Annotated in this window: 18 protein-coding genes; 8 read left to right on the plus strand and 10 right to left on the minus strand. The window is 66.4% G+C overall.

All coding sequences use genetic code 11. The features are described from left to right. Positions 1–155: 155 nt before the first annotated feature. The 3 genes from ABJO18_RS16655 to ABJO18_RS16665 form a co-directional block, all read right to left on the minus strand. On the minus strand, positions 156–1,349 hold the full coding sequence (locus ABJO18_RS16655) for a serine hydrolase (RefSeq protein ID WP_348509172.1): 1,194 nt from the start codon (positions 1,347–1,349) through the stop codon (positions 156–158). Between the two features lie 259 nt (positions 1,350–1,608). Next, positions 1,609–3,597, minus strand: coding sequence for a TonB-dependent receptor (locus ABJO18_RS16660; protein WP_348516020.1), 1,989 nt, complete (start codon positions 3,595–3,597; stop codon positions 1,609–1,611). A gap of 11 nt (positions 3,598–3,608) precedes the next feature. Then, the gene (locus ABJO18_RS16665) at positions 3,609–4,409 is read right to left on the minus strand and encodes a helix-turn-helix transcriptional regulator (protein ID WP_348507579.1); all 801 of its coding nucleotides are present in this window, start codon (positions 4,407–4,409) and stop codon (positions 3,609–3,611) included. Positions 4,410–4,521: 112 nt separating this feature from the next. On the opposite strand from ABJO18_RS16665, the gene ABJO18_RS16670 reads away from it, so the two are divergent. After that, the gene (locus ABJO18_RS16670) at positions 4,522–4,926 is read left to right on the plus strand and encodes a hypothetical protein (RefSeq protein WP_348516021.1); all 405 of its coding nucleotides are present in this window, start codon (positions 4,522–4,524) and stop codon (positions 4,924–4,926) included. Positions 4,927–5,092: 166 nt separating this feature from the next. Here ABJO18_RS16670 and hisIE read toward each other — a convergent pair whose 3' ends face one another. From hisIE to ABJO18_RS16705, 7 genes are read right to left on the minus strand one after another with little or no spacing between them, the layout of a single operon-like run. Continuing rightward, on the minus strand, positions 5,093–5,725 hold the full coding sequence (gene hisIE / locus ABJO18_RS16675; RefSeq protein WP_348507010.1) for a bifunctional phosphoribosyl-AMP cyclohydrolase/phosphoribosyl-ATP diphosphatase HisIE: 633 nt from the start codon (positions 5,723–5,725) through the stop codon (positions 5,093–5,095). Next, on the minus strand, positions 5,722–6,489 hold the full coding sequence (hisF, locus tag ABJO18_RS16680) for an imidazole glycerol phosphate synthase subunit HisF (RefSeq protein ID WP_348507011.1): 768 nt from the start codon (positions 6,487–6,489) through the stop codon (positions 5,722–5,724). The genes hisIE and hisF overlap by 4 nt, the downstream gene beginning before the upstream one ends. Beyond that, positions 6,471–7,205 carry a 1-(5-phosphoribosyl)-5-[(5-phosphoribosylamino)methylideneamino]imidazole-4-carboxamide isomerase gene (gene hisA, locus ABJO18_RS16685; protein ID WP_348507012.1) on the minus strand — a complete coding sequence of 245 codons (735 nt, stop codon included), beginning with the start codon at positions 7,203–7,205 and terminating at the stop codon, positions 6,471–6,473. Before hisA ends, hisF begins: the two co-directional genes overlap by 19 nt. Continuing rightward, on the minus strand, positions 7,202–7,801 hold the full coding sequence (gene hisH, locus ABJO18_RS16690) for an imidazole glycerol phosphate synthase subunit HisH (protein WP_348507013.1): 600 nt from the start codon (positions 7,799–7,801) through the stop codon (positions 7,202–7,204). Before hisH ends, hisA begins: the two co-directional genes overlap by 4 nt. Further along, entirely contained in the window at positions 7,798–9,696 is a 1,899-nt protein-coding gene (gene hisD / locus ABJO18_RS16695; RefSeq protein ID WP_348507014.1) for a histidinol dehydrogenase, read from the minus strand. The genes hisH and hisD overlap by 4 nt, the downstream gene beginning before the upstream one ends. A gap of 8 nt (positions 9,697–9,704) precedes the next feature. Beyond that, on the minus strand, positions 9,705–10,592 hold the full coding sequence (gene hisG, locus ABJO18_RS16700) for an ATP phosphoribosyltransferase (protein ID WP_348507015.1): 888 nt from the start codon (positions 10,590–10,592) through the stop codon (positions 9,705–9,707). Further along, on the minus strand, positions 10,589–10,906 hold the full coding sequence (locus ABJO18_RS16705; protein ID WP_271185501.1) for a YerC/YecD family TrpR-related protein: 318 nt from the start codon (positions 10,904–10,906) through the stop codon (positions 10,589–10,591). The genes hisG and ABJO18_RS16705 overlap by 4 nt, the downstream gene beginning before the upstream one ends. 336 nt (positions 10,907–11,242) lie before the next feature. On the opposite strand from ABJO18_RS16705, the gene ABJO18_RS16710 reads away from it, so the two are divergent. The 7 genes from ABJO18_RS16710 to acs all read left to right on the plus strand — a co-directional run bounded on the left by ABJO18_RS16710 (position 11,243) and on the right by acs (position 19,416). Next, complete coding sequence (locus ABJO18_RS16710) at positions 11,243–11,545, plus strand: metalloregulator ArsR/SmtB family transcription factor (RefSeq protein WP_271185500.1); 303 nt, start codon at positions 11,243–11,245, stop codon at positions 11,543–11,545. 108 nt (positions 11,546–11,653) lie between these two features. Continuing rightward, positions 11,654–12,520 carry an MBL fold metallo-hydrolase gene (locus ABJO18_RS16715; RefSeq protein ID WP_348507016.1) on the plus strand — a complete coding sequence of 289 codons (867 nt, stop codon included), beginning with the start codon at positions 11,654–11,656 and terminating at the stop codon, positions 12,518–12,520. Continuing rightward, a complete protein-coding gene (gene sulP, locus ABJO18_RS16720) occupies positions 12,510–14,264 on the plus strand; it encodes a sulfate permease (protein ID WP_348507017.1) in 1,755 nt (584 codons plus the stop codon). The genes ABJO18_RS16715 and sulP overlap by 11 nt, the downstream gene beginning before the upstream one ends. Positions 14,265–14,368: 104 nt before the next feature. After that, a complete protein-coding gene (locus ABJO18_RS16725) occupies positions 14,369–15,316 on the plus strand; it encodes a GAF domain-containing protein (RefSeq protein WP_348507018.1) in 948 nt (315 codons plus the stop codon). A gap of 132 nt (positions 15,317–15,448) precedes the next feature. Continuing rightward, a complete protein-coding gene (gene adh, locus ABJO18_RS16730; protein ID WP_348507019.1) occupies positions 15,449–16,969 on the plus strand; it encodes an aldehyde dehydrogenase in 1,521 nt (506 codons plus the stop codon). 62 nt (positions 16,970–17,031) lie between these two features. Next, on the plus strand, positions 17,032–17,385 hold the full coding sequence (locus ABJO18_RS16735) for a DUF779 domain-containing protein (RefSeq protein ID WP_348507020.1): 354 nt from the start codon (positions 17,032–17,034) through the stop codon (positions 17,383–17,385). Positions 17,386–17,460: 75 nt separating this feature from the next. Continuing rightward, positions 17,461–19,416 (plus strand): acetate--CoA ligase, encoded by a 1,956-nt coding sequence (gene acs, locus ABJO18_RS16740; RefSeq protein ID WP_348507021.1) that lies wholly within the window; start codon positions 17,461–17,463, stop codon positions 19,414–19,416. The last annotated feature ends 2 nt before the right edge of the window (positions 19,417–19,418 follow it).

Raw genomic sequence — 19,418 nt, forward strand, 5'->3', positions numbered from 1 at the left:
GAGCCGGGCGCAAGTCCGGGACCCATAATCCCGGTGCTCGCTAGCCTGTCTCAACTGTCGAGCCTGCTTCGGCCGCCAGCGCGCGTATAGGCCCCGGCCCTGCGCCCCGCCTGCGCGGGGCATTCGGCCGGGATGACAAGGCTGAGGCTCTGCCCCTACTCCTGCACCGCCTGCATCAGCTGGCGGATGAACTCGCCGCGCTGGCCGGCATCGATCCAGCGGACGACGGCGACGATGTTGTGTTCGGGATCGATGAAGATCATGTTCGCGCCGGCGCCCAGATAGGTAAAGCTTCCGGCCGGCGCCTCCTCCACCGCGATCGCCGCGCGCTCATCGCCCGGCGTGTTGAGGAAGAAGTTCATATAGCCATAGGACGGCATCACATCGGTCGGCGTCAGCGAACGCTCATACCAGCCCTCCGACAGCAATTGCTCGCCATCCCAATTGCCGCGATGAAGCCCCAGCAGACCGAAGCGCGCCTGGTCATAGGCCGAGATCATCATGCCGCCGCCCCAATGGCCGCCGCCGGACACCGACCACATCGTCTCGCCGCCGATCTCGACATGACTGTTCTCATAGCCGTGCCATTCCCAGGTGCCGGACGATCCGATCGGGTCCATGATCCGCTCGGCCAGCACATCCGGCAGCGGACGCTGCCAGACATGCAGTGCAGCGAGCGCCAGAGCATTCACGCGCACATCATTGTATTCCCACGCAGAACCCGGCTCGGGCGGACCGGCAACAAGGTCGCGCGCGGGATTGTCGCGCGCCGGACGGTCGGCCCAGGCCGGCTTGTCGAACAGCGTGCCCCACCAGCCCGAGGTCTGGCGCAGCATCTGGTCCCAGGTGATCGGCGCATTGTGGTCCGTGCTGAAGCGCCCGTCCGCGACATAGCCGGAGACGGCGTCGTCGACGCTGGCGATCAGCCCGTCATCCACCGCCAGCCCCACCGTGTGCGACAGGAAGCTCTTGGAGATCGAGAAGGTCATGTCGACCCGCTCCAGATCGCCCCACTCGGCGACGATATAACCATCGCGCAGGATGATCCCCGCCGGACCGCCACGCGGCCGCAACTCGCCCACCGGGCTGGAGAAGGGCTCGAACGCCCAGGTCAGCGGCACCATGACGGACAGGTCGCGCACATCGACCCCCGTCCAGCCTTCCGGCGGCGCGGTCTCGTTGGCGATGGCGAAATCCACGGCGGCCTGCAGGGCAACGGGATCCAGCCCCATCTCCACCGCCTCCCGCCGCTCCCAGTCCGCATCCCCCCGCGGCGGGAAATAATCCTGGGCGGTCGCCGTGGCCGTGAGGGCCAGGGCGGCTGTGGCGGCGGTCAGAAAGTGTTTCATGCGGTTCTCCCGGTTGGCGACCTGATTGTGCCGACGCCCGCCATCCTTCCCCTTGATGGGGAAGGGGGACCGCGCCGAAGGCGTGGTGGATGGGGTGGCAGCGAGGTATCGGAAGTTTCCAGCAAGCCTGTCGGCGCCGGGATTCACCCCTTCCGACCCCTCCTTCGCCAAGGCTACGGAGGGCCCACCTTCCCCATCGAGGGGAAGGATGGCGCTGTGCTCCATCAGGCCCTTCCTTTGGTGCACCACGCCCCTCCTCCTACCCCGTCACCCGAATACCCACAGTGACACCGCGCGGTTCGCCGGGGAAGTAGCGGGGGTTGCCGAAGGCGTAGTCGGCGCGGTTGGCGTAGGCTTCGCCGGTGAGATTGCGGATGGCGCCGTAGAGGGTGGTGCGACCGGTGACGCGGTACCGCGCGCGCAGGGTCAGAAGATCGTGGCCCTCATAGGCGTTGAGATTGCCGGCATCGGTGAAATACGCGCCGACATGGGTCCATTCCAGCGACACGTCCGCCCGGGCCACAGGCGTCCAGGCCAGGCGGCCGGTCCACAGCCAGCGCGGCGCCGTGTCGACATCATTGCCCTTTGCGATGCCCTCGCTGGCCGCGCTGACGGGACGGTCGAAGGCATAGGTATGGCGCGCCCAGGTGCCGGTCAGGCCCGCTTCCAGCGTGCCGGTCAGCGTCCAGGCGATGTCGAACTCGACACCGTGATGATCGGTGGCCCCGTCGGTGACATTGAAACCGTCGGCATCGCGGAAGAAGACGTTGGACTTTTCCATTGCGAAGGCGGTGATCTCGATCCGCCCGGCGCCGAGATCCTGGCGCCAGCCCAGCTCCGCACTGTCCAGGGTTTCCGGCTCGATCCCGGTAATCGTCTGACCGGGCTGCAGCCGGTAAAGCTCGGCAGTCTGCGGCGCCCTCACCCCGCGCGCAACACGGCCGAATAGTGACGCGTTTTCTGATGCTTCAAACAAAAACCCGAAGTCTGGTGCGAAGGTGGAAAAATCATCGCTGCGGTCGGGAAGGCGCAGATAGCGGCCCACCGATCCGTCCGCCAGACGGTTGTCATAATCAAAACGCGTCGCCTCCCAGCGGGCACCGGCGATCAGGCTCAACCGCTCGCTCGCCTGCCAGCGGGTCCGGGCATAGAACGCGGCCACGCGGGCATTGACGGCATAGTCGTAGTGATCGCCCTGGACGAAGGAGAATTGCGTCGGGTTTTCCTGGGTTTCCGACAGCCAGCCGCGCGTCCATTCCAGATCGCTGCCCAGTATGATCCGCCAGGTACCGCGCTCGCGATGCAGCGCGCCCTGCACGCCCGCCGAACGGTGCCCGCTTTCCTCCAGCGGATCGGTGGGGAAGAAATGCATGCGGAAGTCCATCGCATTGGCGCGCCAGTAGGGCGTCAGCGACCAGGTCCAGCCCTCCGACGCCTGACCGCGCAGGGCGAGGCTCATCCGGCCGGCGATGGCATCGCGAAAGGCCTCCGGATCGCCATTGGCCCGGGCGAGAGCGCGGTCGCGATAGTCTGCGGCATAGCCCGCCGTCTCCTGGTTCAGCTGCACCAGGGCGGCGGTAAAGCGCCAGTCGATGCCGCGCGTCTCGCCGTCGGCCCGCACCAGGGCGCGCACATGATCGAGACCGGCCGCCTCGCGCCAGCCATCCTCGTGGCGGGCAGACACCGCGATGAGGGAGGACACCGCCTCGCCCGGCCGCGCCAGCACGGCCTCGCCGCGATAGCGTCCGAAACTGCCGGCCTCGGCAACAAGGCGCGAAGGCGTTGCGGCCGGATCGGGCGTGCGCGTATTCACCAGCCCGTGCAGCGCGTTGGAGCCATAGAGCGACGGCCCCGGCCCGCGCAGCACTTCCACCGCACCGGCGAGCGGGCCGATATCCTCGAACAGCCCGTTCACATTGGCAAAACCCGGTGCGCGCAGGGCAATCCCGTCTTCCAGATAGAGAAAACCGCCCGCCCCGGCCCCGCCCGTCAGGACAGGCGAGCGGATCGCGGTGAGATGCTCCGCACCATTGCCGCGATGGATGAAGACCCCGGCTTCCCGGTTGAGCAGTTCGGCCGGATGCTGGGCGGCGATTTCAGCGATCTCGACCGCACCGATCACGCCGATCGACAGTGCCGCCGCATCCCGCACCTCGCCGGCCCGGTCGCCGGTGACGACGATTACGTCCTGGGCGCTGGCCGTCCCCGACAGCGCCAGGGCCGTCACCATCATCGCTCTTGCCAGCATGATCCCGCCCGTCAGCCTGCGTCGGCCGCCATCGCCTGCAACGCCCCGGCGGTCGCCGGATCGGCCGGAAAGAAGGCTTCGATGGCGAGTTCCGACAGGGTGATATCGATCGGCGTTCCGAACACCGTCGTGGTCGACAGGAAGCTCATGATTCCGGCCGGACCGACCACCTGCAGCGGCACGAAGACATCGCTGTGCCCGCCCGATGGCGGCGCCGGCTGTCCGGCCGGGACGGGCAGCGCCTGCAGCTCGGCCAGCAGCGCTTCGAGCACCGGATCGGCCGTCGCCGCAATCTGCGCTTCCAGCCGGGCGAAGAGATGGTCGCGCCATTCCGCGAGATTGGCGATACGCGGCGCCAGCCCGCGTGGATCGAGGCTCAGCCGCAGCACATTCACCGGCGGTTCCAGCAGTGCCGGATCGACGCTCTGCAGGAAGAAGCCGATGGCCGTATTGGCCGAAACCAGCGTCCAGTGCCGATCAATCGCGATGGCGGGAAAGGGTTCGTGACCGGCCAGTACCCGCTCCACCGCCGTCCGGGCGGCGTCCAGGGCCGGGTCGTCCAGGCAGCGCCCCGGATAGGCCGGCGCAAATCCGCCGGCGACCAGCACGCGGTTCCGCTCGCGCAGCGGCACGTCGAGCGTCTCGCACAGATGCAGGATCATGTCGCGGCTGGGCGAGGAGCGTCCGGTTTCCACGAAGCTTAGATGTTTCGAGGAAATCTCCGCTTCGCAGGCCAGGTCGAGCTGGCTCATGCGGCGGCGCATGCGCCAATCGCGCAGCAACTCGCCCGGGCTTCTGTTCGTGGTCAGCATGGCGGAAACCTGCACCGGCACGGGACCGGGTTCAATAACCTCGCAGGTAATTGATCCGGGTAGGTCCGGCGTAAAGGCTCAGGGGCATCGCAACAGCCAGGGAGATATCCTCATGACCGCGATCCGCTCTTATTCCTTCCTCCGGGGCGCCCTGCTCCTCGATGCCGTGGCCACCGGTGCCACGGCGCTCCTCGCCGTCATCGCCGCCGGGCCGCTGTCCGGCCTGCTTGGCCTGCCGTCCGAATTGCTGCGGGGCGCCGGCCTGGTGCTGGTGCCCTTTGTTCTGCTGGTCGCCTGGAGCGGCAGCCGGCAACAGGCGCCGGCCCTCGCCGTCAATGCGATCATCGCGCTCAATGCGGCCTGGGTGGTCGCCAGCCTGGGCCTGCTGGCCTCCGGCGCCGTCAGCCCGACCCTGCTGGGCTATGCCTTCGTGATCGGCCAGGCCCTCGTGGTCGGCGGCTTCGCAGAGCTCCAATTCATCGGACGCCGCAAGGCGCGGACCCAGCCGGCGCTGTAGGCTTCCCCTGCGAAGCGGGGGAAGTGGCCGAGCCCGGCCCTTGGGCCGGGTGAGGTCGAAGGGGGTGAGTCCCATGCGCGCTGCGCGCTGACGCGCTCCGCGGCGCTTTGCGCCGCCCCCTCAGTCCGCTTCGCGGACAGCTCCCCCGCAGGCGGGGCGAGCCCTTCTAGCTCCGCCCCGTCTTTTCCGCGCGCACGGCATGGCGTTTGCGCAGGACGCCGACGACATCCTCAAGCGAGAGGTCGCGGCTTTCCAGCAATACCATGAGGTGGAAGAGCAGATCGGCGGCTTCGGCCTTCAGCGCGGCCTTGCTTTCCGAGACCGCAGCCATGGCCACTTCCACGCCCTCTTCGCCGACTTTCTGGGCCGGGCGTTTCGGCGCCCGCGCCATCAGACCGCCAACATAGGAGCCCTTGGGATTGTCCTTCTTGCGCTTGCGGATGATCGCGCGCAGATGCGCCAGGAAGCCCAGGCCCGGCGCCGGATCGTCGCCAAAACAGCTCACCGTGCCGGTGTGGCAGGCCGGGCCTTTCGGCTTCACCTCGACCAGCAACGTGTCCTGGTCGCAATCGGCGGCAATGGAGATCAGTTTGAACGTGTGGCCCGAGGTTTCGCCCTTTTTCCACAGGCGCTGTTTGGAGCGCGAGAAGAAGTGCACCTTGCCGGTCTCGACCGTCTTCGCCAGCGCCTCTTCATTCATATAGCCCAGCATGAGGACCTGGCGCGTGGCATGATCCTGGACAATGGCCGGAATGAGCCCGTCGGACTTCTTCCAGTCCAGGGTGTTCGCTTCAATCATGGTCTGACCCTGATTCCCTCGGCGGCAAGATAGGCCTTCAGATCGCCTATCTCCATGACCCCTTTATGAAATACGCTGGCCGCCAGCGCGCCGTCGACATTGGCCAATTCGAACACGGATTTGAAGTGTTCTTTTCGGCCGGCCCCGCCCGATGCGATCAGGGGGGTCGAACAGATCGCCCTCACAGCAGCGAGCTGCTCGATATCATACCCGTCGCGAACGCCATCCATGTCCATGCAGTTGAGCACGACCTCGCCGGCGCCGCGGTCGAGGCCCTCGGCGATCCAGTCCAGCGTGCGGCGTTCATCGGTACGGGTCTTGTCCGGGTCGCCGGTATACTGGTGCACCCGCCATTCGCCCTCGATCTTGCGGCTGTCGACACCCAGCACAACGCACTGGCTGCCGAATTCATGCGCCAGCCGGTCGATCAGGTCCGGGCTTTCCAGCGCCGGGGAATTGATCGAGATCTTGTCGGCGCCGGCGAACAGGCGCGCGCGGGCATCGTCGACACTGCGTATCCCGCCGGCGACGCAGAAGGGAATGTCGATCTCCCGCGCAACCCGGCTCACCCATTCCGGCTCCACTGTCGCGCCGCGGGCCGAGGCGGCGATGTCGTAGAAGACCAGCTCGTCGGCACCGGCAGCGGAATAGCGGCGGGCGAGATCGACGATCGCGCCGACATCCTCGTGGTCGCGGAATTTCACGCCCTTGACGACGCGGCCGTCGCGGACATCGAGGCAGGGGATTATCCGTCTTGCGAGCATATCAACGCCTCCGCAAGAGAAAACCGGCCTTCATACAAGGCCTTGCCGGAAATCGCCCCGGCAACACCCGCATCCCGCACCGCCGTGATATCGTCCAGGGACGCGATGCCGCCGGAGGCCTGCCAGGCAATGTCACGGAATTGGGCACTTATGTAGCGGTAAAGTCCCACATTCGGGCCAGAAAGGTCACCGTCACGTCCGATGTCCGTGACAAGTGCGTGACGCAATTTCGCCCCGTCATACGCTCTGACGACATCGTCCAGCGTGGTGTCCGCCAGGTCCGTCCAGCCCTTCAGGGCCGGCCGGTACTGCCCGCCAACCGCCCGCACATCCAGCGCCAGCGTGATGTGTTCGCTGCCATAACGGGCCAGCCATCCGGACACTTTTTCCGGATCCGTTACCGCCAGCGAACCGACGATCACCCGCTCGACATCCATCGCCAGAAGATCTTCCACATCCTCGGACGAACGCACCCCGCCGCCGGTCTGCACCCGCAGCCCCGTACGGCAGATATCGCGGATCGTATCGCCTTGCCGGCGCTGGCCGTCGCGGGCGCCGGACAGGTCGACCACATGGATCCAGCTGGCACCCGCCTCGCCGAACTTTTCGGCCACGGCAACAGGGTCGTCGCCATAGTCGGTGACGGCGTCGAATTCACCCTTGTGCAGCCGCACCACGCGGCCGTCGAGAAGGTCGATGGCTGGATAGAGGATCACGCCTTGATACTCGCAAAATTGGAAAGAATACGCGCGCCCACGGCTCCGGAGCGCTCGGGATGGAATTGACAGCCGGAGACCTGCCCCTGACGCACAATCGCCGAGACGGGAACGCCGTAATCGCACTGCGCCTGCGTCACCCGGCCGGCGGGAACGTAGTAGCCATGGACAAAATAGGCATGGGATCCGGCCGGAATGCCGGTCAGCAGCGGCTCGCCGACAGCGAACCCCTCCAGTGCATTCCAGCCCATGTGCGGCCAGACCAGCCCATCCGGCCGCGGCAGGCGCTCGACCCGGCCCGGCAACAGTCCGAGCCCGTCGACATCCCCCTCGGCCGAGTGCTCGAACAGGAGCTGCATGCCCAGGCATATCCCCATCAGCGGACGCCCGTCGCCAGACAGCGCCTCGGCCCAGCCGCGCGCCCTGAGACGCTCCATCGCCGGTCCTGCCGCGCCAACGCCGGGCAGGATGATGCGGTTGCAGTCCGCCGCGCCGGCCGGTTCGGTGACCACGACATGGTCCAGCCTTGCCCGGTCCAGCGCAAACCGCACCGAGGCGATATTGGCGCAGCCGGTATCGATCAGGGCGATGGTCATGCCAGCATCCCCTTGGTCGACGGCAGCGCGTCGCCCTCGACCCGTACGGCCTTGCGCAGGGCGCGGCCGAAAGCCTTGAAACAGGCCTCGACCATGTGGTGGGCATTCTCGCCCTCGACTTTCACATGGATTGCCGCCCCAAGGCTCTCCGCGATGGACCGGAAGGCATGCGCCGTCATCTCGACCGGAAACTCACCCACGCTCTCGCCGGGAATCTCGCCCTCGAATTTCGCAAACGGCCGGCCGGACAGATCGATCCAGACCGCAGCCCGCGTTTCGTCCATCGGCAGTTCGAACCCGAAGCGGGCAAGACCGCGCTTGTCGCGCAGCGCCTCACGCAGTGCCTCGCCGAAGGTCAGGCAGACATCCTCGATCGTGTGATGGGCATCGATGTGAAGATCGCCCTCCACCGCCACGTCCAGCGCAATGCCGCCGTGCCGGGCGACCTGTTCGAGCATGTGATCGAAATAGCCCACGCCCGTGGCGATGCGGCTGGGACCGTCGCGATCGAGATTGACGGTCACGGTGACATCCGTCTCGGCCGTCTTGCGGCGTTTCGTGCCCGCACGCGGACCGGATGCCGCCGACACGGCCGGCTGGGCTTCCGCCCGCTCGCGGCGCAGACGCATCGCCGTCGCGTGAGCCTCCAGTCCTTCCAGCGCCGCCAGCCGCTCGACGGCGGGCGCCATCGCCGCCGCGCCCTCGGCCGTGGCGCGCAGAATGGTCGTGGTTTTCTGGAAAGCCTCCACCGTCACCCCGCCATAGGCTCGCGCGGCTCCGCTCGTCGGCAGGGTGTGATTGGGACCGGCGGCATAGTCTCCCGCCGCTTCCGGCGTGAAGGCGCCGACAAAGATCGAGCCGGCATGCCGGACCAGACCGACCAGGCGCTCGGCCGCATCGGCCTGCAGGATCAGGTGTTCGGGGGCATAGGCGTTGGCGACCTCGGCCGCCGCCTCCAGCGTGTCGCAGATCACCGTGCAGGAGTTTGCCAGCGCCACCCGCGCGATCTCCGCCCGGGGCAATTGCGCCAGCTGCATCTCGGTTGCCGCGATCACGCGGTCACGGGTCGCAGTATCGAAGCAGACCAGCACGACCTGGGCGGAGGGATCGTGCTCGGCCTGGCTGAGCAGGTCGCTGGCAACGAGTTCCGCATCGGCACGCTCGTCGGCGATGATCATCACCTCGCTCGGTCCCGCCGGCAGGTCGATCGCGGGCCCGCCCGGCAGTCCGGCAACATAGGATTTGGCCGCAGCGACATAGGCATTGCCGGGCCCGAAAATCTTGTCAGCCCGCGGCAGGCCCGCCGAACCGGTCGCCAGGGCCGCAATCGCCTGGGCCCCGCCGATCGCATAGACCTCGTCAATCCCGAGAATGTCGGCCGTCGCCAGGAGCGCCGGGTTCACCCCGCCCTCGCCAGCCGGCGGCGCGACGACGACACTCCGCGGCACACCGGCCAGCTGGGCCGGCACGGCCAGCATGATCAGTGTCGAGACAAGCGGCGCACTGCCGGCGGGCACATAGAGCGCCGCCACGTCGACCGGCGTCGCCCGGCGTGACGCCATGACACCCGGCCAGGTCTCGACGGAATACCCCGAATAGCCCTGGCGAACGTGGAAACGCCGTACAGCGTCCGCAGCCGCCTTCACGGCTTCCACATCAGCCGGATCCATACTCTTGCGCGCTTCACGCAGCGCCTCGGCCGGCACGCGAAAATCGTCCGGCGCATAGCCGTCCAGGCGGGCAGCATTGGCGCGGACCGCTTCGTCGCCACGCGCCCGCACGGCGTCGACAATCTCGCGCGCGGCCGCATCGGCGGTGCCGGTCTCAGCCGGACGCGCCAGCGCCTGACGCCGTTGTGCCTCTGTGGCATCTTTCCAGATCAGCGTGTCGAGCATGACGAACCTCAGGCCAGCATTTTCTCGATGGGCAGAACGAGGATGGCGCGCGCGCCTTCCGCTTCCAGGGCTTCCAGGGTTTCCCAGAACACCCGTTCACGGCAGACCGCATGCATGGCCACCACATCATCCCGTCCGGCGACCTGCGCAATGGTCGGCGCATCGGCGCCCGGCAGGAGGGCCCGGATCGCCTCCAGCCTGTCCTTGGGTGCGTTGAGCATGATGTATTTGGTCTGCGAGCTGGCGATCACACCCTCTGCACGGCGCATCAGCACATTTGCCACCGCATCGGTCTGGGCATCGCGGCCTGCGCTGCGCCGGATCAGAACGGCCTCGCTCTCCAGCACGGTCTCGAAGGCCGCCAGCCCGTTCGCCTGCAGCGTCGCGCCGGACGAAACGAGATCGCAGATCGCGTCGGCAATACGCAGGCGCGGCGCGACTTCGACCGAACCGCGCATCTCGACGATTTCAGCCTCAATCCCCCGCTCGCGCAGATACTGTGCCGTCAGCGCCGGATAGGAGGTCGCAACCGCCTTGCCCGCCAGATCGGCAGACGAGCGGATCTCCCCGCCCTGTGCGGCCGCCAGCTTCAGCGTGCAGCCGGCAAATCCGAGCCGTAGCGCCACATCCAGCTCGCGGGCCCGGCCGCCGGCAGCCTGTTCCTCGCGCAGCACATTCTCGCCGACAATGCCGTAATCGCACGCCCCGGACGCCACGAAATTGGGAATGTCATCATCGCGCACAAGCATCAGATCGACCGACATGTTCTCGGCCCGCTGGTGCAGCTTGTCCCGGCCATAGGCGAAGCGGAGGCCACAGCGCTTCAACAGGTCCATACCGCCCTCGGCGAGGCGGCCCTTGCTTTGAACGGCGATACGCAAACGCGGGGAGGTCACGATTTCGGCTCCTTGAGGCGGTCGAGAATGGTGCGGTAACCCTGCCAGGGCTCCTGGCTAAGAAAACGGGCGACCCGGGTCACCGTCGTGGTGGAAGCGCCGGTCATTTCGGCAATCTCGCGATAGGAATGACCGCCCTCATCCAGCAGCCGCGCCACGCGCCAGCGTTCCACGAGCGTGCGGATCTCGCCCGGCGTCAGCAGGTCGCGCAGGAAGCGGTCGGCCTCGCGCTCATCGCGCAGGGCCAGCAATGCCTCGCAAAGCGGCGCCAGATCCGGCGCCGAAGCGCGCGTGTTTTCAGACAGGTCGTCCATAGGTTCGATCTCCTTGGAAGCCGATATAACGTGTTAGCGCGCTAACACAATAGCTCAGCTCAGCTGGGGTGCAGTGCAGCTTTCTTTCTTCCCCGCATCGCGGGGAAGTGGGCCGAGGCAAAGCCTCGGGTCGCCACGTTTTTTTGGGGGGTCGCGGCCGCAGGCCGCGAACGACCGTCGGGCGAGGCACCGCCATTCCGCCGCGTATCGCGGCGGCCCCTCCCCCGTTTCACGGGTCCCCCTCCCCACGCCGTGGGGAGGAAAGAAAGCCGCTCTTCCCCCACACCCCGCAATCACCTACACATATCCGTAGCTACAAATTGCTGCAGGTAAGCCATGCAATACGACGACATGCGGCCGGTCGCCGAGGAAGTGTCCGAGATCATGAAGACCCTCGCCCACCCCAACCGGCTTCTGGCCATGTGCGCCATGGTGGAAAAGGAGCGGTCCGTCGGCGAGCTCGCCGAGGCGCTCGACATGCGGGCCCAGGCGATGTCGCAGCAATTGGCGATCCTGCGCAACAAGGGGCTGGTGCGAACGCGGCGCGACGGACAGACGATCTACTACGCCCTCGCCGACACGCGGCTGGAACACCTGATATCCACTCTCTACGACACCTATTGCCGGCCCGCCGGATAGGCTAGACAGTCGCCGCCTGCGACCGCGCGCCGCATAGTTTCATATTTGCATGAATATGCACATAACCTATATCGAGTCCGAGTAATCCGTCAGGAGCCCGCCACCATCATGTCCCAGCTTGCCGTAAAGTCCTTCTTCGACCCGGATACTTTCACGATCTCCTATGTCGTGTCGGATCCCGAGACGGACCGCGCGGCGATCATCGACAGCGTGCTGGATTTCGACCAGGCCTCCGGCCGCACGGCGACCCATTCGGCCAATGCGATCATCGAGCACGTGAAAGCAGCGGGCCTGACGGTCGACTGGATCCTGGAAACCCATGTCCACGCCGATCACCTGTCGGCAGCGCCCTATATCCAGAGCCGGCTGGGCGGCAAGATCGGGATTGGTGGTCATGTCACCGACGTCCAGAAAGTGTTCGGCGACCTGTTCGATGCCGGCCCGGACTTCGCCCGCGACGGATCGCAATTCGGCCATCTCTTCCAGGACGGCGAGCGGTTCTCGATCGGCAATATCGAAGCCGAGGCGATCCACACGCCGGGCCACACCCCCGCCTGCATGGTCTATCATATCGGCGATGCGGCCTTTGTCGGCGACACGCTGTTCATGCCGGATTTCGGTACGGCCCGCTGCGACTTCCCGGGCGGCGATGCGCGCCAGCTCTATCACTCGGTGCAGAAGATCTACGCCCTGCCCGACGAAACCCGTCTTTTCATGTGCCACGACTACAAGGCGCCGGGCCGCGATTTCTTTGCCTGGGAGACCACGGTCGCCGAGGAGAAGGCCGGCAATATCCATCTCAACGCCCGGACCAGCGAAGACGAGTTCGTGGCCTGGCGGACCGAGCGCGATGCCACGCTGGACATGCCCCGCCTGATCCTGCCTTCGGTGCAGATCAATATGCGCGCCGGCAATCTGCCCGAACCGGCCGCCAACGGCCTGCGCTATCTCAAACTGCCGATCGATGCGGTCTGACACCTTCATCGATCGCGCTGCCCGTTTCCTGCCGGGGCTCGGCTGGCTGAAAACCTATGACCGTGCGACGCTGGGCGCGGATGCGCTGGCGAGCGTGGTCACCGCCATCCTGCTGATCCCGCAGAGCCTCGCCTATGCGCTCCTGGCGGGGCTGCCAGCCCAGGCGGGGCTCTACGCCTCTATTGCTCCTCTCATCGCCTATGCCCTGTTCGGATCGAGCCGCGTGCTCGCGGTCGGTCCTGTTGCCGTCGTTTCGCTGATGACGGCCGCCGCTGTCGGCTCGCTCGGCCTCGACAATCCCGCCGACCAGATCGCCGCGGCCGGAGCGCTGGCCCTGCTGTCGAGCCTCTTCCTGCTGCTGTTCGGCGTTTTCCGTCTCGGCAGTGTCGCCAATTTCCTCAGCAGGCCGGTGGTGGACGCCTTCATCACCGCGTCGACCGTGCTGATCATCGCCAGCCAGCTGCGTCACATGCTGGGGATCGACATGCATGGCGCGACCCTGCCCGAACTCGCGATGACCTTTGTCCAGGGCCTGGCCGGCTTTGACGGGATCGCGTTGCTGGTCGGCGGAGCCAGCTTGGCCTTCCTCCTGATGACGCGGAGTGTCCTGCCGGCCCTCCTGCAGCGCATCGGCCTGGGCCAGGCCCTGAGCGACAGCCTGGTCCGCGCAGCGCCAGCGGCCCTGGTTGCCACGGCAACAATCGCCGCGTGGACCCTGCATCTCAACGAACAGACCGGCCTCGCGATCGTCGGCAGCCTGCCCTCCGGCCTGCCGCCCCTGCAATTCCCGAAGGTCGATCTCCAGACCTGGCGCGCCCTGCTCGGTCCGGCAGCCCTGATCTCCCTGATCGGCTTCGTCGAAAGCGTCTCGGTGGGCCAGTCGCTGGCCGCCAAGCACCGCGAACACATCCAGCCCAATCGCGAGCTTTTCGGCCTGGGCGCAGCCAATGCCGCGGCAGCGCTGACCGGCGGCTATCCGGTGACGGGCGGCTTCGCGCGCTCGGTCGTCAACGAGACCGCCGGTGCCCGCACACCCTATGCCGGCGTTTTCACGGCGCTGCTCATCCTTCTCGTCGCGGCCTTTCTCACACCAGCCTTCCATCATCTGCCCAAGGCCACACTGGCGGCGACCATCCTGGCGGCGATCTGGAAACTCGCGGACTTCAAGGGCGCCTGGCACGCCTGGACCTATTCCCGATCCGATGGCGCGGCAGCCTTCCTGACCCTGTTCGGCGTGCTCTTCCTGGGTATCGAATTCGGCCTGACGCTGGGCGTTGCCGTCTCGGTCGGACTGGTGCTCCAGCGCACCATGCGGCCGCACTGGGCACGGCTGGGGCAGGTGCCCGGCACACACCATTTCCGCAATGTCGACCGGCACGATGTGATCGTCTCGCCGCACGTGGTCTCGCTGCGGGTCGACAGCGCGCTCTACTTCGCCAATGCGCGCTTCCTGGAAGAGCTGATCTCGCGGATCGCCGCCGGCGAGCCGGAAATGACCGATCTCGTCCTGATGTGCCCGGCGGTAAATTTCGTCGATGCGAGTGCGCTCGGCAGCCTGCGCACCATCAATGCCCGGCTTCAGGAAGCAGGCATCCGCCTGCACCTGTCCGAAGTGAAGGGGCCGGTGGCCGACGGGCTGATCAAGGCCGGCCTGTTCGACGAATTGTCCGGCCAGGTCTTCCTGTCCCACTACGCCGCCCTGCGCACGCTCGATCCGGCAACCACGCTGCGTGCCGAAGGCTGAACATAAACGATGACGCCCCGCCGTTTTGACGCGGCGCGGTTTCGTGTCAGTCTTCCTGCAACGCGGCTCGCAAAGACCGCGATCATATTCACCGGGGAGCGCCCGTGCAGGCCAGGCACGCCGATCTTGTCTTCAGCACCGCCAGCAGCGACAGCGCTGTTGCGCGGTCCTTCGTGGCAGCATCCTGGTCGCGCTCGCTCAATTACCACCACCTCGACCCGGACACTCCGCAAGCGCCCGAACGGCTCACCGGCCGGGAACTCGATCAGGCGCGCGAGCAGGCCGGCCGGCTTCTGTCGATCGCCCGGCCGGCGATGACGCGGCTCCTGCAGACGGTGGGCGATAGCGGGTGCTGTGTTCTTCTGACCGATGCAGACGGCGTGGTGCTGGAGCGGCAGGGATCGCCATCGCATGACCCGGCCTTCAACCGCTGGGGGTTGTGGACCGGCGCAGTGTGGAGCGAGGCGAGCGAAGGCACCAACGGTATCGGCACCTGCCTGGTCGAAAAGCGCGCCGTGACCATCCATCGCGACCAGCATTTTCACAGCCGCAATACCGGGATGAGCTGTATGGACGCGCCGATCTTCGACGAGCGCGGACGGCTGGCCGGTGCGCTGGACGTCTCGTCCTGCCGCCGGGACATGAATGAAAGCCTGGCCGGTCTGATCGGGAATATCGTCACGGAAGCGGCGCGGCGGATCGAGGCGGAACATTTCAGCGCCGCCTTTTCCGGTCACCGCATCCTGGTTGCCCCCGGCGACAGCGCCCGGGGCCCGGCCCTGCTGGCCGTCGACAGCGACGATCTCGTCGTCGGCGCAACGCGCGCGGCGCGGCAGGGGCTGGGTCTGGACGATGCCAGCCTGGCATCGCCGCGGCCGGCGGCGGACCTGCTCGCGGCCGGCTCTGCGACGCCCGGTTTCGACGCTGCAGAGCGCAGCGAGATTCGCCGGGCGCTGGCGCGCAATAACGGCAATGCCAGTGCCACAGCCCGCGAGCTCGGGATCGGCCGCGCCACGCTTTACCGCCGCATGAAGCGCCTCGGTATCGAATAGCGCTGCCGGACTGTCTCACCAGCGAGACAGGTCGGCATTCCGCTTGCCGGGACGGGGCAGACAAGCGCACACCCGGATACGCAGACTTCCTTCCAGAGGCCCGCAAAGGGCTCGTTTCCATGGGAGGAAGACATGAACGTCATCACACAGATCGACCGCGATACCCGTGCGCCCTTCAAGGCGCGTTATGACAATTTCATCGGCGGAAGCTGGCGCGCACCCGCCGCCGGCCGCTATTTCACAAACACCTCACCGATCAATGGCCGGCCGATCTGCGAGATCGCCCGCTCGGACGCGCAGGACGTCGAGGCTGCACTCGACGCCGCCCACGCTGCCAAGGAGGCCTGGGGCCATGCGGCTGTTGCCGAACGTGCCGCCGCGCTCTACGCCATCGCCGACCGGATGGAAGCCAATCTCGAGACGCTGGCGACGGCGGAAACCTGGGACAATGGCAAGCCGATCCGCGAGACCATGGCGGCGGACATCCCCCTCGCGATCGATCATTTCCGCTATTTCGCCGGCTGCATCCGGGCCCAGGAAGGCTCGCTCGCCGAGATCGATGCCGACACGGTGGCCTATCACTTCCATGAGCCGCTGGGCGTGGTCGGCCAGATCATTCCCTGGAACTTCCCGCTCTTGATGGCGGCCTGGAAACTGGCGCCGGCCCTGGCGGCCGGCAATTGCGTGGTGCTGAAACCGGCCGAGCAAACGCCGGCCAGCATCCTGGTCTGGGCGGAGCTCATCGGCGACCTGCTGCCGCCGGGCGTCCTGAACATCGTCTCCGGTTTCGGTCTGGAAGCCGGCAAGCCGCTCGCCTCCTCCAGCCGGATCGCCAAGATCGCCTTCACGGGCGAGACCACGACCGGCCGTCTGATCATGCAGTACGCCTCGGAAAACCTGATCCCGGTGACACTGGAACTGGGCGGCAAATCGCCCAACATCTTCTTCAAGGACGTGGCCGACGCCGATGACGACTTCTTCGACAAGGCGATCGAGGGCTTCGCCATGTTCGCGCTGAACCAGGGCGAGGTTTGCACCTGTCCGTCGCGCGCGCTGATCCATGAAGACATCTATGAGCGCTTCATGGAGCGTGCCCTCAAACGGGTGGCCGAAATCAAGCAGGGCGATCCGCTCGACCCGGCGACGATGATCGGTGCCCAGGCGTCCTCCGAGCAGAAGGAAAAGATCCTCGCCTATCTCGATATCGGCCGCCAGGAAGGCGCCGAAGTGCTGATCGGCGGTGGCGAGGGCCAGGTCGGCGGCGACCTTGCCGGCGGACATTATGTCCAGCCCACCGTGCTGAAGGGACACAACCGGATGCGGGTCTTCCAGGAGGAGATTTTCGGGCCCGTCGTGGCCGTCACGACCTTCAAGGACGAGGCCGAGGCGCTGGCGATCGCCAATGACACGCTCTACGGCCTGGGTGCCGGTGTGTGGAGCCGCAGCGCCAACACCTGCTACCGTTTTGGCCGCGGCATCCAGGCCGGGCGCGTCTGGACCAATTGCTATCACGCCTATCCCGCCCATGCGGCCTTCGGCGGCTACAAGCAATCGGGCGTCGGCCGGGAAACCCACAAGATGATGCTAGATCACTACCAGCAGACCAAGAACATGCTGGTCAGCTACAGCGCTAAAAAGCTGGGCTTCTTCTGATCCTCACCTCCCCGTGGCGGGGGCCGGTTCGCCGGCCCCGTCCATACCGCAAGGAGACCGGCATGACGGAGGAGCTCCGCCAGGAAACCCGTGTGATCGCAACGGACGATGCCCTCGCCCTGATCGCGGAGATCCGGCGCGACCATTCCGACATACTGATCCACCAGTCCGGAGGCTGTTGCGACGGCTCCTCGCCGATGTGCTATCCGGCCGGCGAATTCCGGATCGGCGAAAACGACGTCCTGCTGGGATGGATCGGGCCTGTGCCGGTCTATATCGGCGGCCGCCAGTACGAGGCGTGGAAACACACTCGGCTCATTCTCGACGCGGTGCCGGGCCGGGGCGGCATGTTCTCGCTCGACAATGGCCGCGAACGGCGCTTCCTCGTCCGTTCCCGCCTGCTCCCGCAGGCGTGATTGCGCGACGCGGACAACGCGTTATCGTGCATCCCAACAATCACAATCTACCCAGAACGCCCGGGGAGTGCCCTCATGTCCCATCACGATCCCAACGAAATCTACCCGGTCCCGGAAGGCCGCGCCGAAACCGCGCTGATCAATGCGGAACGCTATACGAAGATGTATCGCCGCTCGCTCGAGGATCCGGACGGGTTCTGGCGCGAGGAAGCGCGGCGGATCGACTGGATGACACCCTTCACGGAAATCTCCGACGTGTCCTGGGACAAGGACGATCTGCACATCCGCTGGTTTGCCGACGGCAAGCTGAACGCCTCGGTCAACTGTATCGACCGACACCTCGCCGAACGGGCCGACGAGACGGCAATCCTGTGGGAGGGCGACGATCCGGCTGACGACAAGGCGATCACCTACCGCCAGCTGCACGAGGCTGTCTGCCGCCTGGCCAACGGGCTGAAATCGATCGGTGTTCAGAAGGGCGACCGGGTCACGATCTACATGCCGATGATCCCGGAGGCTGCCTACGCCATGCTGGCCTGCGCCCGGATCGGCGCGGTCCACTCGGTCGTGTTCGGCGGCTTCTCGCCGGACGCGCTGGCGGGCCGGATTTCCGATTGCGAGAGCCGCTTCGTGATCACGGCCGATGAAGGCCTGCGCGGCGGCAAGAAAGTCCCGCTGAAGGCCAATGTCGACAAGGCGGTCGAGAGCGCCGGCGATGTCGACCAGGTGATCGTCGTCCGCCGCACCGGCGCCGAAACCGCCTGGGACGAGACCCGCGATGTGGACTACGCCACGCTGGTCGCGGGACAGGATACGAACTGCGAACCGGAACCGATGAACGCCGAGGATCCGCTCTTCATCCTCTACACGTCGGGCTCGACCGGCAAACCCAAGGGCGTGCTGCACACGACCGGCGGCTACATGGTCTGGGCGTCGATGACGCATGAATACGTGTTCGACTACCGGCCGGGCGAAATCTACTGGTGCACGGCCGATGTCGGCTGGGTGACGGGGCACACCTATATCGTCTACGGCCCGCTGGCGAACGGTGCCACGACGCTGATGTTCGAGGGCGTACCGACCTGGCCGGGGCCGGACCGGTTCTGGCAGGTGATCGACAAGCACAAGGTCAACACCTTCTACACCGCACCGACCGCCATCCGCGCCCTGATGCGCGAAGGCGACGAACCGGTGAAGAAACATTCGCGCGCCTCGCTGCGCCTGCTGGGCACGGTGGGCGAGCCGATCAATCCGGAAGCCTGGTGCTGGTATTACCGCGTGGTCGGCGACGAACGCTGTCCGATCGTGGATACCTGGTGGCAGACCGAGACGGGCGGCGCACTGATCACCCCCCTGCCCGGCGTGACCGACATGAAGCCGGGTTCGGCGACACGGCCCTTCTTCGGGGTCGAACCGGCCCTGATGGATGCCGAGGGCAATCGCCTGGCCGACAATGGCGCGGCCGAAGGTAATCTTGTGATCGCCCGCTCCTGGCCCGGCCAGATGCGCACCGTCTATGGCGACCACCAGCGCTTCATCGATACCTATTTTACGGCCTATCCGGGCTATTACTTCACCGGCGACGGCGCCCGGCGCGATGCCGATGGATACTGGTGGATCACCGGCCGGGTCGACGATGTGCTGAATGTGTCCGGCCACCGGCTCGGCACGGCGGAAATCGAGAGCGCGCTGGTCTCCCATGACGATATCGCGGAAGCCGCCGTGGTCGGCTATCCCCATGATGTGAAGGGCCAGGGAATCTATTGCTATGTGACCCTGATGGGCGGGCGCAAAGCCGAGGACGAGGATATCGCCGAGATCAAGGCCTGGGTGCGCCAGGAGATCGGACCGGTAGCAACACCGGACCTGATCCAGTTCGCACCCGGCCTGCCCAAGACGCGCTCGGGCAAGATCATGCGGCGCATCCTGCGCAAGATCGCGGAGAACGACTTCTCCAATCTGGGCGATACGTCCACCCTGGCGGATCCGTCCGTGGTGGAGGATCTGATCGAGAACCGGAAGAACCGCTAGCC

This window comes from Maricaulis sp. (genome assembly GCF_039978735.1).
In the GTDB taxonomy this organism is placed as follows: domain Bacteria; phylum Pseudomonadota; class Alphaproteobacteria; order Caulobacterales; family Maricaulaceae; genus Maricaulis.